The sequence below is a fragment of the Devosia sp. A449 genome (assembly GCF_054489375.1).
Map to the genome: position 1 here is coordinate 1,120,726 of NZ_JBTMWU010000001.1, position 16,407 is coordinate 1,137,132.

General features: G+C 59.5%; 14 protein-coding genes. 2 read left to right on the forward strand and 12 right to left on the reverse strand.

All coding sequences use genetic code 11. The annotated features are described in order from the left end of the window. The first annotated feature begins 338 nt into the window (after positions 1–338). Complete coding sequence (locus ACX3OW_RS05360; protein ID WP_459094689.1) at positions 339–2,066, forward strand: DUF6538 domain-containing protein; 1,728 nt, start codon at positions 339–341, stop codon at positions 2,064–2,066. 260 nt (positions 2,067–2,326) lie between these two features. On the opposite strand, the gene ACX3OW_RS05365 is transcribed toward ACX3OW_RS05360, so the two are convergent. The 8 genes from ACX3OW_RS05365 to ACX3OW_RS05400 form a co-directional block, all read right to left on the reverse strand. Beyond that, positions 2,327–3,088 carry a TIGR02186 family protein gene (locus ACX3OW_RS05365; protein WP_459094690.1) on the reverse strand — a complete coding sequence of 254 codons (762 nt, stop codon included), beginning with the start codon at positions 3,086–3,088 and terminating at the stop codon, positions 2,327–2,329. Continuing rightward, positions 3,088–4,011 (reverse strand): sulfite exporter TauE/SafE family protein, encoded by a 924-nt coding sequence (locus tag ACX3OW_RS05370; protein WP_459094691.1) that lies wholly within the window; start codon positions 4,009–4,011, stop codon positions 3,088–3,090. The genes ACX3OW_RS05365 and ACX3OW_RS05370 overlap by 1 nt, the downstream gene beginning before the upstream one ends. Before the next feature lie 29 nt (positions 4,012–4,040). Beyond that, complete coding sequence (locus tag ACX3OW_RS05375) at positions 4,041–4,961, reverse strand: formylglycine-generating enzyme family protein (protein WP_459094692.1); 921 nt, start codon at positions 4,959–4,961, stop codon at positions 4,041–4,043. A gap of 53 nt (positions 4,962–5,014) precedes the next feature. Continuing rightward, positions 5,015–6,640 (reverse strand): arylsulfatase, encoded by a 1,626-nt coding sequence (locus tag ACX3OW_RS05380; RefSeq protein ID WP_459094693.1) that lies wholly within the window; start codon positions 6,638–6,640, stop codon positions 5,015–5,017. Positions 6,641–6,683: 43 nt separating this feature from the next. Further along, on the reverse strand, positions 6,684–8,129 hold the full coding sequence (locus tag ACX3OW_RS05385) for an alkaline phosphatase family protein (protein ID WP_459094694.1): 1,446 nt from the start codon (positions 8,127–8,129) through the stop codon (positions 6,684–6,686). A 209-nt stretch (positions 8,130–8,338) separates the two neighbouring features. Continuing rightward, entirely contained in the window at positions 8,339–9,295 is a 957-nt protein-coding gene (locus ACX3OW_RS05390) for an oligopeptide/dipeptide ABC transporter ATP-binding protein (RefSeq protein WP_459094695.1), read from the reverse strand. After that, positions 9,295–10,302, reverse strand: coding sequence for an ABC transporter ATP-binding protein (locus ACX3OW_RS05395; RefSeq protein ID WP_459094696.1), 1,008 nt, complete (start codon positions 10,300–10,302; stop codon positions 9,295–9,297). Before ACX3OW_RS05395 ends, ACX3OW_RS05390 begins: the two co-directional genes overlap by 1 nt. Then, a complete protein-coding gene (locus ACX3OW_RS05400) occupies positions 10,289–11,161 on the reverse strand; it encodes a metallophosphoesterase (protein WP_459094697.1) in 873 nt (290 codons plus the stop codon). The genes ACX3OW_RS05395 and ACX3OW_RS05400 overlap by 14 nt, the downstream gene beginning before the upstream one ends. A gap of 109 nt (positions 11,162–11,270) precedes the next feature. Between ACX3OW_RS05400 and ACX3OW_RS05405 the strand changes: the two genes are divergently transcribed. Beyond that, the gene (locus tag ACX3OW_RS05405) at positions 11,271–12,131 is read left to right on the forward strand and encodes a LysR family transcriptional regulator (RefSeq protein WP_459094698.1); all 861 of its coding nucleotides are present in this window, start codon (positions 11,271–11,273) and stop codon (positions 12,129–12,131) included. 65 nt (positions 12,132–12,196) lie between these two features. Here ACX3OW_RS05405 and ACX3OW_RS05410 read toward each other — a convergent pair whose 3' ends face one another. The 4 genes from ACX3OW_RS05410 to ACX3OW_RS05425 all read right to left on the reverse strand — a co-directional run bounded on the left by ACX3OW_RS05410 (position 12,197) and on the right by ACX3OW_RS05425 (position 16,406). Further along, complete coding sequence (locus ACX3OW_RS05410) at positions 12,197–13,018, reverse strand: ABC transporter permease (protein WP_459094811.1); 822 nt, start codon at positions 13,016–13,018, stop codon at positions 12,197–12,199. 2 nt (positions 13,019–13,020) lie between these two features. Next, positions 13,021–13,944 carry an ABC transporter permease gene (locus ACX3OW_RS05415; RefSeq protein WP_459094699.1) on the reverse strand — a complete coding sequence of 308 codons (924 nt, stop codon included), beginning with the start codon at positions 13,942–13,944 and terminating at the stop codon, positions 13,021–13,023. Positions 13,945–14,004: 60 nt separating this feature from the next. Then, on the reverse strand, positions 14,005–15,564 hold the full coding sequence (locus ACX3OW_RS05420; protein WP_459094700.1) for an ABC transporter substrate-binding protein: 1,560 nt from the start codon (positions 15,562–15,564) through the stop codon (positions 14,005–14,007). 77 nt (positions 15,565–15,641) lie between these two features. Then, positions 15,642–16,406 (reverse strand): glycerophosphodiester phosphodiesterase family protein, encoded by a 765-nt coding sequence (locus ACX3OW_RS05425; protein ID WP_459094701.1) that lies wholly within the window; start codon positions 16,404–16,406, stop codon positions 15,642–15,644. Position 16,407 lies beyond the last annotated feature (1 nt).

Sequence of the window (16,407 nt, forward strand, 5' to 3'; positions counted from 1 at the left end):
GGGAGAGGGACAGCAATTCTGCGTCCAGCAGAATTGCAGGGTGAGGGGGCTGCATCCGCCCATGCTTCAATGCTGAGGAAGCCCCCTCATCCGCCCTTCGGGCACCTTCTCCCACAAGGGGAGAAGGTATGACAAGGCGGAAGCGAAGAAATAGGTCGAGACCCAGCTGTCGAAATGCATCATATGCTCAACGTTTAAATGCGCCAAACAACTGATATCGCTATATTTTCTTTATTTCTGACCCGGCCTTTTCATCGTCACCATCAATGTTTTGCGCGCCGCAGATGCGCTTGTAACAGGCGTGTCTGTCAACCATAGTGCATAACATGGATGACGCAATGAAACTCCCGCCCTACGTCGTGCGCCGCGGCACGGTGCTGCAATATGTCCGCCGCATTCCCGGTGATCTGGCGCACGCCTATCCCATTCAGCGCATTCAACGCACGCTGGCTACCGCCAATGCCTCGGAAGCCTATGCCGCAGCGGCGCGGATCACCACCGAACTCGACGCCCAGTTCGCTGCCCTGCGCCGTGAAAAGGGCTTTGCCATCGGCATTATCCATGTCGATAGCTGGACCTGGCCGGATTGGGAGCAACTGGCCGCATGGTTCAAGGCGACACTAATCGAAGATGATCTCAAAGGGCTGCTCCTGGGCCGCAAGGGCCATGCCGTCGCGGGCAAGCCCGGGCGGCCGGTCGATCTCAGTCTGGCCTATCCCGATGCGCCAGCCCTGATCCAGCACGACAACCGGCTCAAGGACATGACCGTCGGCGAGTATGCCACCGAGCGCTGCGCCTTCGTGCAATCAATCGTACGCCGGCTCGGGGTCCCAGTGTCGCAGGCCAACCCGTATTTTGCCCGTTTCATGGCCGCAGCGCTGGCCGCAGAAATCAGGTTTCTGGATGTGGCGCTGCGCTTTCGCATGGGTCAGGATGTGCAGCATGCCCATCCTGATACCGTGGCTGGCCCGTGGCAGGCCGAGATTGCCAGCAGCACTGATGCACGGGTGGCCCGGATTATGGGCTCGGCCAACGCCCGGCAGGCGGCCGCCGGGAAATCTTTGTCTGATTGCCGCGCCGCCTATGCTGCCGAACGCATCCGGACCAACAAGCCCGCAACCGGCAAGCAATTGGACGACATGGATAAGACCATCGGTCTGTTCCAGACCCTGGCCGGGGTCAGCGATGTCGGTTTGGTGCAGCGCCGGCATATCATCGCCTTTCGCGACCAGATGTATGACAGCGGCCGCTACGCCACCGCTTCAGTCAACAAGCGCACCGGCTACATCACCACCCTGGTCAAGACGGCGGCCAACAAGGGCTGGATTGATGAGGCGGTCCGTGGCGACATTCGCCTGACGGTGCCGGATGGCGAGGATGCGCGCGAACCCTATTCGTGTCAGGATCTGCACACGATCTTCGGCCACGTACTGTTCACCGAGCGCCAGATCCCGGCGTCGGCCACCGCTCTGGACGTACTGCCATTCTGGCTGCCCCTGATCTCCTGTTTGCACGGCATGATTTCCAGTGAGATCCTGCAGTTGGGCCCGGACACGATCCGTTGCTATCCCGGCACCGATATTCTGTGTTTTGTTGTCACCACCAGCGGTGGGCGCCATACCAAAACCGTGGCGCGGCGGCGCTGGCTGCCGATCCGTAACGAACTTATCGGTCTCGGCTTCAACGAGCTTGTCGACACCGCCAGCGCTCAGGGCTGGACCACCCTGTGGCGATCGGTGGAGGACAAACATGGTGACATTGACGGCGTGTCGCAGCAAGTCTCGTCATTCTGGGCCGATTTTGCCCGCAACGAGCTCAAGATTAGTGATCCGCAGAAGACGCTGTACTCGTTCCGGCATAGTTTTAAGGACGCGACGGCGAGCGTCGGCGCCACCGAGGATGAGAAGAAGCAACTGCTCGGTCATGCCGAGACCGGCGCCACCAAGGGCTACGGCACCAAGAAGGAACCGCGGCCCGTTGATATCCACCGCCTCAATGCAATCGTTCAGGCAATGAGGTGGAGTTTTCTAGAAGGCCTAGGACGTAGTGAGGATTCAACGATTTAGGATTCCCAAGGGTAAGGGATCGTGATTCAAGGCTGATTTTTGGAGATCTGCCATAGCAGCGAGCGGACGAACATCGGGCTGTTTTTCGAAGCGATTTTGTGGATGGCGCGCTCGGGTGGTCGTTGGCGTGTGTTAATCTGCGTTGGGTTTGGCGTCGATCGGCATGATAAGTCATTGAAACGTCGATAGTTGGTGGGGTCCCAAGGTCGTGCGGGATCAAACAACTAGCCTCGATCACCTTCCGGTCGGAAACCGGGCCGTCAGCGCTTGAAAATGACGCCGCCAAGCCAGCCGGTAAAGAGCGCCAAAACCACGCAGACCAAGCCATAGAGGAGCGGAAACTGCGTGGACGACTGCGAAACGAAACGTTCAAAGCCCATTTTGCGCACCGAGAAGCCACTTGCTTTGCGGGCGACGATTTTGCCGTCCTTGAACACAAAGGTCTGGGCAACATAGCGGCCCGGCGGAACGCCAGCGGGAAGCCGTAATTGCGCGGAATAGACAGTATCAGACAGGAAGTTGACGCCGTTTTCCTCGATACCCAGAAGCGATTCTGCGGCCATTAGGCGGACCAGTTCGCGGCCAAAGGCCAGCGTCTGGATCGCCCCGGCCTGGTTGGGCGCCAGTGTGTAGGCTTCGGGCAGGATAAAATTTTCTGAAAGGGAGGTCAGGTCGGCGACAGAGCGCAAGCGGTCGCTCGACATCACTCGCAAAAAGCTCGGGAAGTCGTGAAATACCACCTCAGCGGTATTGAGCCAGATGCCGAACTGACGGGTCATCTTGCGCGTCACACGGTCCTGCGTTGGCCCCACGACCACGATCACGACCTGAAATGGACCTTCCGCAACTCCGGGTTGCTCGCCAACACCGGGAACGATGTTGCCGAACAGAGTGATCCGCTCCCCCGAAAAGCTTGAGGTAATCTCGACAGTATCATGGGACAAGCCCGTCAGTAGGCGTTCAGCCCGAACCGTGGAGGGTGAGATCAGCAATAGGCAAAGGCAGAGGACGAGACGGATCATTACCGGGCACCGACCACAGCCATGCTGTAGGCATCTGAAACCGGCAGGACGAGCGAGAGCCCGAACCGCAAGGCCACGGCCAGCACCAGCAGCGCCAGCAGGCCGCGCAATTGCTCACCGGGCAAATTTTTGCCGGCCACCGCCCCGAACTGGGCGCCCACGGTTCCCCCCACCATCAGGCAGAACGCCAGAATGATGTCGACGCTCTGGCTCTGCACTGCGTGTAGAACGGTAGTGACCGCCATCATCGCCACCACCTGGATCAGAGATGTACCGATGACGACATTACCCGGAACGCGCAGTAGATAGACTAGGGCGGGAACCATGACAAAGCCGCCACCAATGCCGAGCAAGGCCCCGACAAAGCCGATGAACAGGCCGATGGCGAGCACGGGAAGCACGCTGATATAGAGCCGGCTCTTCTTGAAGCGGATGCGCCATGGCAAGCCATGCAGCCAGCTACGCTGGCCCGACAGGTGGGAACGCACCACCATGCCCCGCCGCTGCTTGAGGATGGTACCGACGGATTCCTTGAGCATGATGATACCAACAAATCCGAGCAGGAACAGAAATCCCAAGGAGATGAACATGTCGAGCTGCCCCCTCCGGCTCAGCATCGAGAATGTCGCCACCCCAAAGAACGAGCCGACAATGCCGGATCCGATCATATAGGAAGCCAGATGGAGGTCGACGCCGCCACGGCGATAATGGCTGAGCGCGCCCGATGTGGAGGCCGCCACGACCTGGCCGGTGACCGAACCTACAGCCACCGGAGCGGGTACACCGGAAAAGATCAGCAGGGGCGTCAGCAAAAAGCCGCCGCCGACGCCGAACAGGCCAGAGAGAAACCCCACCGCACCACCGATCCCCACCAGGAAGAAGAGGTTCATGGAGAGTTCGGCAATAGGCAAATAAACCGTCATCGCTGGATCACTGCGGGCACACGCGCGACCTAAGCATCATAGGCCACTCGAAACCCGCAATTACTGGCACAAGAGTCAGCGGTTAGCGATGACCGGGCCGCGATACGATACCGATAGCAGTAGCTGATGTGGCACAAAAAAGAGCCGCCCTTCATCACCTTCTTATGGTTCTGAAGCGCGTGGGAATTGCGCGGACCGGCGGCAAGAATTGACGGCGAAACCTGAAAGGCATCGGAGCACCATTCCCAGACATTGCCTACCATGCCATAGAGGCCAGCGCCATTGGCGGGGAACGCCTTCACGGGACTGGTACCGAAATGGCCGTCCGCAATTGTATTGTCGTGCGGAAAACGACCCTGCCAGATATTGGCGAAGATCGCCAGATCGCCGGGTTCGTCATCGCCCCAGGGAAAGCGCGGATCGTCAAGTCCGCCACGGGCGGCATGTTCCCATTCCGCCTCGGTTGGCAGACGTCCACCCGCCCAGGCCGCAAAGGCGCGGGCATCGCTCCAGGAGATCTGCACAACAGGATGATCCGCCCGGCCAGAGGTGGACGAGTCGGGGCCTTCGGGCGCAGACCAGCAGGCGCCGTCGACCTTGACCCACCACGGGGTGACACTGTTGGATGGCGGGGGCGCCTTGTCGCCCAGCAGCCCCCTGAATACAGGGGACCAGCCAAACCGTTCTGCTTCGGTGACATAACCGACATCGACGACGAAGGCGGCGAAACGCGCATTGGTCACCGCGGTAGCATCGAGGGAAAAGGCCGCCAGATCGATGACACGCCTCGGCCCTTCTCCGTCCACCAGGATCAGCGGGCGGTCGGTACCAATAAAGCTTGTTGCCGCAGGAAAAAACACACGCTCAGAAGCGCTGTTGTTTCCGCGTGAAAATGCGGAAACCAGTTCATTTGCGGTGGAAGCACCACGATCGAAAGAGCAGCAGGACATTTCAATACAAACTCATCGCTTCGGCAGGCCGAAGACGCTTTGGGACCGAACCGCTAGCGATCAATTGCCCGCTCTTCCCAGAAAGCGGGCTCCGGCGACTGCACCATGATCTCGAGAATCTGCTCCCGCGGAATGACGCCGCAACGTTCTGCCCATTGCTCGTACATGGCCGCCATTTCCGCCACGCGGTCGCCACGCTGAGCGGCCAGGTCGTTCAGCTCGGTACGATCCTGATCGATGTCATAGAGTTCCCACGGTTTGGGGTAGTTCCTGACCAGCTTCCACTTGCCATCGCGTACGGCGGCATTGCCTTCGTGTTCCCAGAACAGCGGCTTGCGGGTGACCGCCGTACCGACGAAGGACGGCACCAAGCTGACACCCTCACAGGGCGGAACAGCGAGGCCATTACGACTTTCTGGATATTGGGCACCGGTAATCTGAAGCACCGTTGCCATAATGTCAGTCAGCTGGCCCGGATTGTGGCGGATGCCGCCCTTGTCCTCAATTCCGGCTGGCCAATGCACGATCAGCGGCGTCGAAATCCCGCCTTCATGGGTCCAGTGCTTGTAGAAGCGGAAGGGGGTGTTAGACAGATTGGCCCAGGCCGGGCCATAACTCTGATAGGTATCCTCGCCGCCCGGCATGACGTCGGTTTCGTTGCCGATGCGAACGTCGCGACCATCACGGGTCTTATACTGCGCGATCATCAGCTTTTCGACGAGCTGGCGCGGGTCAACGCCCACCGGAATATCCTCGGCGCAGCCACCATTGTCAGACAGGAAGATGATGACGGTGTCTTCGGACTGCCCGGTCTCCTTCAACGATTGCACCAGCCTGCCGATGCCCTGGTCCATGCGATCAATCTGGGCGGCGTAGACCTCCATGCAGCGGATGAGCCATTCCTTGTCCTCAGCCTCCTCGAAAGGCGGCTGGGTTTCGTCACGCGGCGAGAGCTTCCAGGACTTTTCGAGGATGCCGGCGCGAACCAGTCGTTCCAGCCGCTGCTCGCGCAGTGTGTCCCAGCCGGCGTCGAAGCGCCCTTTGTATTTGGCGATATCTTCTTCGTGAGCATGCAGGGGCCAATGCGGCGCCGTGTAAGCGACATACATGAAGAACGGATCGTCGACGTTCTTGGTAGCGTGATCACGAACATAGGCCACGGCCTGATCGCTGACCGCATCGGTATAGAAGAAGCCGGGATCGTTGATGGCCTCGTGTTCGATATTCTCGGTGCCACGGGTCAGTGTGTTGGGGTGATAGAAGCTCCCCGCCCCGATGATGGTGCCGTAGAACTCGTCGAAGCCGCGCTTCGTCGGCCAGGTATCGGTTGGCTCCACCAGGCTGGAGGCAATGTGCCACTTGCCACTCATATAGGTACGATAGCCACTTTCGCGCAGCACTTCAGGTATGGTGACGCACTGATCGCTCAGATTGCCCGTATAGCCCTCCGGGCCCATATTGTATGTCAGCACACCAATGCCGGTCTGATGGGGGTGCAGGCCAGTCAATAGCGATGCGCGCGACGGGCTGCACCGGGCTGTATTGTAGAACTGGGAATAGCGCAGGCCACTGCTGGCCAGGGCATCCAGATTCGGTGTTTCGACCTCCCCGCCATAGCAGCCGATATCGGAATATCCCATGTCGTCGTTCAGGATGATGATAACGTTAGTTTTTCTCATGTCGTCCACGTTCAAAATACTTGAATGGCTAAGGCTAGGGTTGCTACCGGGTTCCGCTCATCAGTAGGTTGCGGCTATCGAGGCGGCGCAAGGATAGCGATTGTTGGTAAGAACCCGCGCCAACACTGAACTGCTGGATCTCGGCTCTCGCGTCCTGCGGCTCGGTACCACCGACCAGCATGTCGCCCAGCGCCCGCCCCATCATGCTCTGCGGCTTGTCGATGCCGAGTACGTGCAACATGGTCGGCACGATATCGACGATACCGCCTGCGGTTTCAGAGCTGTAGGTCGACTTGAAATCCGGACCGCAAGCAAAGCAGAGATTGGTCAGCTCCTCGTTATGCAGCCCGCCATGGGTCGAACCGCTGCCTTCGCGCTCGAAGCACCGACCATAGGGATGGGTTGGCAGTTCAGCCTCTTGGCGGCGGAGCGTAAAGTGCAAATCAGGCGACCTGGCATGATCGATCGAGGCAAGTGCCTTGGAGAAGGTGCCCGGAACAATGCCGTTCACGCCATCGAGGTCGTTGGTGAACAAGTTGCCGGCCCAGTCACTGCCCTGCATGACGTCCACAATGTCGGCCAGCACCTGCGAGGACTGATCGCGCAGGTAAACTCCACCGCTGCCGAAAGGCAGCAATAGCGCGCCCTTCTGCTTGGGATCGGTAGTGACCGGCAGGCCGGCTTCCTTGAGCAGATCATCGATTTTGTAACCGCCGATCTGCTCGACATGCCCGTGATCGGAAATGACGATCAGGTTCAGACCATCCCTCTCAGCCCGCTTCTGCCACCAGCTGACGACATCGCCCACCAGGGTATCAACGTGCATCAGCGCGGCGCGCGATACCGGTCCGCGCAGGCCATCGACGTGCAGGGACTTGTCGGGCTCGTCCGACCAAATCAGACCGATCTGCGGCTGAAGCACCGGGTAGATGACGTTCTTGAATGCCTCAAAGGCAAACCGGCTGCGCGCGAAATTGATGCCCTTGGGGCTTGGGAGGTCGCCCATCCCATCATAAACCAGCTGCGCCATCTTAGCCGTGCTGTGCGAATAGCCTGCCATGGACAGGTGTTCCTGGCCAATCTCGTTGCCGCGATAGTTGAGCAGCCAGGGCGCGCCTGACATGCCGCAATGGACCATGGCGAACTGTCGGCCGGCGTCGGCCAGCGCACGGCCAACTGTGGTCGCGGTGATCAGGCGGCCTTGGCTGTCTGCCAGCGCAACATCGGCGTGGCTGCCCAGATCAATGCACTGGTCGTCCAGCAGGGACGCGTCGAAAATCTTGTTGAAGTGGACGCCGTGATATTTTGGCGTGGTGCCGCTGGAGAAGCTCGTCTTATTAACCCGCGTCTGAGTAGGAAACTGCGCCTTTGACAGCTTGAGTGATGCCCCACGATCGCGGAACGCGGCCAGGTTCGGCATGGCTTGCGGCGTGACAAGGTCCGGACGCAAGCCATCCAGAACCAGAACTACAAAACGGCTATCGCTCATAATATCTCCTAGGGCAGATTGCGGCCCATTTGCCGGACCATTTTAATGCTGAGCCGGGCCGGGACAGCTCGGGCTAGAAACGGCGGTGCGCACCTACAAGCCGGGGCCGAGTCGCATTCGGCAGCTACAACCTGATGCCTTGCCGCTGGTCGCGCAAAGGGCCTCTCGCCCAGCTCTGTGTGCGAACCACAGGGCAAGACACCAAGCAGTCAGGCGAAGTGACAGGCCGTCAGATGCCCGTCATCCAGTTGGCGCAGAGGCGGCCTGCTGATTGAGCAGACCCCCTCTGCCAGCGCGCATCGCGGATGGAAGGGGCAGCCCGACGGAAGGGCGATCGGATTTGGAGCCTCACCGACAATGTCCTGGTCACGCGCCCGCTTGGTGCGCGGGTCGAGGGCCGTGGACAGCAGCATGGCGGAATAGGGATGCTTGGGGGTCTGATACAGGTCAGAAGTCTGGCCCTGCTCGATGACGCGCCCGGCATACATCACCACGACCTCGTCGCACAGGTAACGCACCGTGGAGAGCTGGTGAGAGATAAACAGCAGCGTCAGCCCCATCTTGTTGCGCAAGTCATCCAGAAGGGCCAAAATCTGTGCCTGCACGGAGACGTCCAGTGCTGCCAGCGGTTCGTCGCAAACCAGCAGTTCCGGCTCCGCAGCGAGCGCCCGGGCAATGACGACCCGCTGCCTTTGCCCGCCCGACAATGCGTGCGGAAAGCGGCTGGCGAAGTCCGGGTTGAGCCCGACATTTTGCATCAGATCGCTGCGCCGTTCGGCCAGCCCCTCCTTGCTGCCGGTTGCCAGGGCAATGGCCTCGTCGATCTGGTGGCCAATAGCTTGACGAGGATTAAGGGCAGCCAAGGGATCCTGGAACACCATCTGGACCTTGCGCCGCCCCGGCCTGATACGGCCTTTCGCGTCGCGTTGGGATTGGCCCTTGAACATGACCGCGCCGTTGGAAGGCGGGGTGAAGCCGGCGGCAATCTTGGCAAGAGTGGACTTGCCGCAACCGCTTTCGCCGACCAGCCCGACCGACCGGCCGGGCATGATGCGCAGGTTCACATCGGACACGGCAGCCAGGCTTCTCGCCTTGGCAAAGGGGCTGCCGGTCAACTCGTATGTCTTGGAGACTTGCTGGAGCTCCAGAAGAGGCACGTCTGCCATTATGCTTCTCCCTGCAAGGGGTGGTGGCACGCCACGCCATGCTGGCTGCCTCGGACAAGGCTCATAGCTGGAACCTGATCAGTGCAAATATCGCTCGCCTGCGCACACCTTGTGTGAAAAGGGCAACCGGATGGGGCACGCCCCGGCATGGGGACCTCGCCGGGAATGGCCCGGGGTGGTTCACCGCTGATTTCGAGAGCTGGAAGGCAATCGAGCAATGCGCGCGTATAGGGGTGGCGCGGCTTTTGAAAAACCTGAGGGATCGACTGGGATTCCACAGTGCGGCCCGCATACATGACAACGACGCGATCACAGATCTCGGCCACGACGCCCAGATCATGGGTGATAAAAATTATGGCGAGGTTGGTCTTTTTCTGGATCGACTTGAGCAGTTCCAGAACCTGCAATTGCACGGTCGCATCTAGCGCTGTGGTCGGCTCGTCGGCAATCAGCACCTCGGGCTCCGATGCCAGCGCGACTGCGATCATCACGCGTTGACAGGTGCCGCCGGAGATTTCGTGCGGATAAGCCCGAAGGCGATCCTTTGGCGCGGGAATGCCAACCAGGGTAAGCAGTTCTATGGCTCGCGCCTCGGCCTGTGTGCGCGTCATTTTTAGATGCAGGCGCAGCGGTTCCATCAACTGGGCACCGATGGTACGGACCGGATTGAGGGCCGATTGAGGATCCTGAAAGATCATGCCGACCTTGCGACCACGCACATCCTCAAGGCCCTTCTCGCCCATGCCGAGCACTTCCGCACCGTCGAGCCGGACACTGCCCGACACCTTCAGCGAGCTCGGCAGCAGACCGAGCGTCGCAAGGAAACTGACGGTCTTGCCACAGCCGCTCTCACCCACGACCCCCACGCATTCACCGCGCGCAACCTCGAGGCTGACATCGTGAATGATCCGGGTGGCCCCAGCTTCAGAATCGAGCGCAACCGAAAGGCCCGAAATCGCAAGCACCGGCGGCGCTGCCGATACGGCCATTGCATCATGTTGCAACATTTGTGGACGGCTCCTCTCTAGGAACGGTCACACCACGCTCTGCGCAGTGGCCGATGAACTCCTCGAAGCGCTGCCGTTCGCGAAGAAGCAGCGGCCCGGAGTAATTAAACTCCTGCAAATGCACGACAACCGAGTCAGAATCTACCACGACCACCCCATAGTGCGGCTCCGTGTTCTGGCGGGCGGCTTTGGAAAGCTTGAGGTCCGTATAGGCCTGGTCGCTCATGGAACGAATGCCGGTAAAAGACACGCCCTGCACGTTGCCCTGCAGGATCATGTGGCAATGACCGTGGAAGATATGACGAACCTTGGCCGCGTGCCGCTTCAGGACCATGTGAAATTCGGGCCAGTTCGACATGCCTTTAGCATCCAGCGCCGGTGCATGCAGCGCCGCTGGATGGTGATGCATGAACAGCACCACTTCGTTGCTGGCTTCCAGCAGGGTCCGATCAAGCCATTCCAGGCGCGCCGGGCTCAGGCAGCCGGCATGCGAGCCGATTCCCTGGGTATCAAGGAATAGCAGGTCGTAGCCACCCATCGTCTGCTTGTACTGCGCATATGGCAGGACATAGGGATGGCGAGAGCCGAAAACCGAGAAGAAATTGTCACGATTGTCGTGGTTGCCGATCATCAGGAAAACCGGGATCGGCACGGACGCAATCAGGGCCTCCAGACGCCGATAGGCCTCATGCTCCCCCCAATTGGCCAGATCGCCGGTGATGACGACGAAGTCGGCGTCCGGAAACAGGTTCAACGCATGGTCGAGGGCACGTGACGTATTAGCATAGGTGTCATAACCGGCGGCGAGCTCACCAGTGCCGGTGATGTGGAGGTCCGTAAGGTGGATAAACTTCAACATATTTGGTAATCAGCGTCCTATCCCATCGCGCCTCATGCTAGCGCTTTCATGTAGTGGTAATGTTGCGTGATATTAGATATTCTTAAGTTCGCATCAGGGGCGCCAGGCGATGAAGATCAACCTTAACCAGATCGTTGCTTTCAATTCTGTGGTCAAGCTGCGCAGCTTTTCCAAGGCCGCGAAGGCCCTGGGCGTCACTCAGTCCAGCGTGACCCAGAGCATCGCCAAATTTGAAGCCGTAGTCGGGGCGCATTTGCTGGAGCGCCGGCGAACCGGCCTGGTTCTGACCCCGGCAGGGCATCGCATTCACAGAGTCACCGAGGAAATGGGCCTGCTCCGGACCCAGCTCGATGAGCGCATCAGCGAGTTTAGTGGCCTCGAAAAGGGCCTGCTGCGTGTGGCGGCCACCGCCAGCAACCCGTCCCTAGCCTATATGCGCCGGTTCAGCGAGCGTCATCCAGGCGTGGACCTGATGTTTGAAAACACCAGCTGGCGGCGTTGCGAAGAGATGCTCCGGCTGCGCGAAGCCGATGTGGTCATCATGCCGGAACCGGCGAACAAGGAAAATCTCTATATCTGGAAAATTGACCAGCGGCGACATGTCGCGCTGGTGCCGCCCGACCATCATCTGGTGGCGCGCGAATCCATTTCTATCGCAGAACTGGCAGAGCACCAGATCATCCTCGCCAGCGTCCGCTCGTTCGCGCGGTGGCGGTTGGAGACGGGCGCTGCACGAAAGGGCATCAGTTTGAGCAAGGTGATGACTGTGTGTTCCACCGCGGTCGCCGTTGAAGCGGTGCACAATGGGCTTGGCATAACCGTGACCTCGCAGGGTGCATCCACCCTGGCGAGCAAGCTTGTAAGCCTGCCGATCGACGAGCTTACCGAGCCCTACCAGATCGTTGCGGCATGCAATGCCGACACCCGGGATTCCCGCGTGGTGAAGGGCTTCTTCGACTGCATGGACTGATTTGGAACAGAGGAACACCCGCCCCGGCCAAAATCCGAAGGCGGGCGTTAAGAAGGCCTTGCTGATCAACGAGCCTGCGACAGCGGATCGAGCTTGTCACGCAGCCAGTCACCCAGAATGCTCATCGACAGGGCGGTCAGGAAGATCACGACGCCTGGCAGGACCGCAAGCCACCAAGCCTGGAGCAGGTAGTTACGGCCTTCACCCAACATCAGACCAAGACTGGTATTGGGCGGCTGAACGCCCAAGCCAAGGAAACTGAGGCCGGTCTCCAGCAAGATGGTCGCCGGGAAGTTCAGGGTTAGCTGCACAATGATGGCGCTGGCGATATTTGGTAGCACGTGCCTGAGATAGATGCGGGGCCAGCTCATTTCGAGCCCCTCAAGCGCTACCACGTAATTGCGCTGCTTGGCGGACAAGACCAGGCCTCGGGACAGGCGGGTATAGACCTCCCAACCTGCAAAACCGATCATCACCAGAAAAACGATGAGACTGTTTCCCAGCACGGCCAGCACGAACATCACCAGAATGATGAACGGCACGGCCGCCTGAAAATCGACCGCCGCCATGATGATCTGCTCGGCGGGGCCCCGGAAATGGGCCGCCGTGAAGCCGAGCGTGGTGCCAACCACCGCGCCAATGATCGTTCCGACGGCTGCAATCAGCAGACTGGTGCGCAGCGCATACAGTAAACGTGAATAGCTATCGCGACCAAGCTCGTCCGTACCCAGCCAGTTGGCCCAGCTGCCGCCGGCAAAGACTGGCGGACGCAAGCGCGTCAACAGATTGGAACGCAACGGGTCATGCGTGGCAAACAGGTCGGCACCAATCGCCAGCACGGCGATTAGAATCAGGAAGCCGGCAGCGACCTTGGTGAACAAGGACATTTTCATCGAGCGCTCCTGCGGACGCGAGGATCAAGAAGGCCGTAGAGCAGGTCGACGGTGAGATTTGCCAGGATCATGGTCAGCGCAGTTGCCAGCACAATGACCTGAACGACGGCCAGATCGCGCACGGCCACCGACGAGGCCAGCAAACGGCCTACACCTGGCCAGGCGAACACAGTCTCCACGATGATCGCACCCGCGATCAGATCGCCGAAGCGCAGACCAAGAATAGTGACGATGGGGATGGAGGCATTTGGCAGGGCATGCACGATGGTACGCCGCAAGCCCTTGATGCCGCGCGCACGGGCAGCGGCAACGTAAGGCTGGTTGAGGACGTCGAGCATACAGGAGCGGGCAAAGCGCGCAATCGCTCCAGCGCTGGAGAGAGAGAGGGTCGCGGCCGGCAGGACCAGATGCTGCCAGGTGCCCGATCCGAAACTGGGCAAGAGATGGAGTTGCAGCGAAAACAGCAGAATGAACAGAATGGCGAGGAAAAAATTGGGCATGGCAAAGCCAAGCACCGACAAGCCCATCACGAAGCGATCATAGGGACTGTTCTGCTTAACTGCAGCCAGAATGCCCAGGGGCATGCCGATGAGAACAGAAAACAGCAACGCGGTCAGACCTAGCATCAGCGTTGCCGGCACGCGCTCGATGAAAACCTCAGCGGCAGGCGTATAGGTGCGGACCGAAAGACCGAAATCAGCGGTAAAGATGCCCTTCATGTAGAGCGCGAATTGCTCGAGTATCGGGCGATCATAGCCCCAACGCTCGCTCAACTCCGCCAGTTGCTCAGGAGTAGCGTCCGGCCCAGCAAGCACGGATACCGGATCACCGGAAAAGCGCATCATCACGAACACCGCGATCGCGACGACAAAAAGGGTCGCGAGCATGCGCACGGCACGCCAGAAGAAAGAACCCAACATGGTCGACCTTTATAGAGCGAAAGACAGGCCGAGCGAAGTCGGCCTGTCTTTGGTTTTTAACTAATCGAAGCTGAGGTTGTTCGAGCGGAAATCCATGGGCCAAAACGAGTATGGCTGCCAGTTGAGGCCCTTGCGGACGCCATAATACTCCATGGCCTGGAACAGCTCGATCTGGGGGCGCTGGTCATCCATGAGGTCGAGAACCTGCTCGAACACGCCGATACGTTCGTCGTGGTCGATCGTGGTTTCCAGCTTGCTGATCAGGTCAAGGAACTCTTCGGAGGGATCCCAGCTGTAGGCAGTGGCTGTAGGCAGGGTGCGAATGCCTTGCGGTCCATACAGATTGACAATTGGATGAGTGATATCGGGAATCTGCATGCCGTTGGAGTGCGCGAACATGTGCACTCCCGGTGAGAGCACTTCAGCGAAGGTGCTACGGATCTCAATCGTCACCTTGATGCCTACATCGCCCCACTGCTGCTGCAGAACCTGGGCAACCTGTTCGTAGTTGGCGTAGTAGCCACCCTGAATGCGGAAGATCAGCTCTTCACCATTATAATCCGACTTGGCCAGCAGCTCCTTGGCAATTTCCAGATCGTAGTGCTCGTCGGGGCGATCTTCGAGGTAATCGCGGCCGTGGCTAACGAAGTTGAAGTCGCGCGGGAGGCGGTTCTGGCCAGACCAGAGCGCGTCGACAATTGCAGCACGATCGACCGCCCAGACCAGCGCCTGCCGCAGGTATTTGTCATCCATTGGCGCCTGGAACGTGTTGAAAGCGATGACACGGGAATTGTCGATCACGACAGGCTTGATGGTCGCAACACCCGAGGAATCGATAACCGACTGCTGGTCCGGGGTGATCGAAACAATCATGTCCAGTTCGCCTGTGAGCAGACCGGTAATGCGACCGGCCTCCTCAGGGACTTCGCGGAAGATGATTTCGCGCGCAGGTGGCAAGCCGCCCCAATACCCGTCATGGGACACCAGGCGGATATACTCACCCGGTTTGAACTCAGCGAGCTTGTAAGGGCCGGTACCGATTGGCGCCAAGTTGAACTTCTCGATGCCGACCTCAAGGAAATAGTCCTTCGGTAGAACCATGCCCAGCGGCGAGGTGAAACGAGCCGGCAGAATCGGATCGGCCGCAGCGGTAGTGATCTTGATCGTATCTGCGTCGACAACGCTGACATCGGTGAACGTGCTGTAATAGGTGACGCCAGCCTTGATGACACGGTCAGGACCAAACATCAGTTCGCTGCCGAACGAGAATGCAACGTCCTCCGCAGTCATAGGTGTACCGTCATGGAAAGTGACATCGGTTCGGATGTCGAGCTCCCACTCGGTAGCGGAAACCTGGCGCCACTCCGTTGCAATGGAAGGCCTCAATTCCGCGCCATCGCCATTTTCGCTCGCGCCGTAGTCGCGCGCGACGAGCTTGTCGTAAATCGACGCGGTGATGCGCTGGCCCGCATTGCTGATGTTCATAGAGGGTTCAAAGCCCGGCGTCAGGTTCTGCACGCCAATAGTCAGGATCGGGCGTTTATCCTGGGCCAGGACCGGAGCCCCTGCCATGAGGACGAGCAGCCCTACTGCCACGCCGGTGGATTTCAACTGATACATTTTTCCTCCTAGTCCAGATCTTGTCGGATCCGGTTCAGTAAAATAGCCATGCCCAATCACCCGATCATTACGTGTAATTAGATTTCATAATACTGCGATGCGTTTTTGCCGTGATCCCTGATTCCCAGGGCGACATCCGGGCGATCCGTGGATATGTGACGAACGGGCCTGCTCAGCCAGTACTGGATGCGGGACGGATCGTTGTTCACGCCGACAGCAAGGCGCTCGGGCGGCATGCATGCAAAGCAGGCCGTTTCATTGAGTGAAAACAGTTCTTCCTGAACAGCCACAATGGCCCCCGGAATGCCGGCCAGTCTGTTCAAGGCGGGCACGAGCCCGCCCTGAATGTCTGCCTGTGGGCGCCACAGGCAGGCCTGCAAGCCGACCTCACTCGACAGCGCGCGCACGCGCTCCAGGCAATCGGGCACAAAGCTTAGAATAAGCGAGCGACCGACCATACGCCGGCGGTCCAGCGCCGCGACAATCTTGGTCTCAATGTCAAGGTAGGGCGAACAATCGATATTGGTTTTAATCTCGACGGCCAGCTCAACCGGATAGTCCGCGAGCAGATCCAGAACCTGGTCCAGCGTGGACACTGTTTCTGCGCTGTCCCGGAACCCGATCTGGCTCAACTGCGCCGCCGACTTTGCACTGATCGGTCCGCTGCCGAGCGTGGTGCGGTCGAGCAAGGCGTCGTGCATCACGAAAGGCACACCGTCGGCACTGAGGTGTACGTCGAACTCCACCATGTCGACGCCCAATTCGATGGCGTTCCGAAATCCCGCAAGGGTATTTTCGGGCCAAAGCTGGCGGGCACCTCGGTGCCCCAATATCTTGACCATT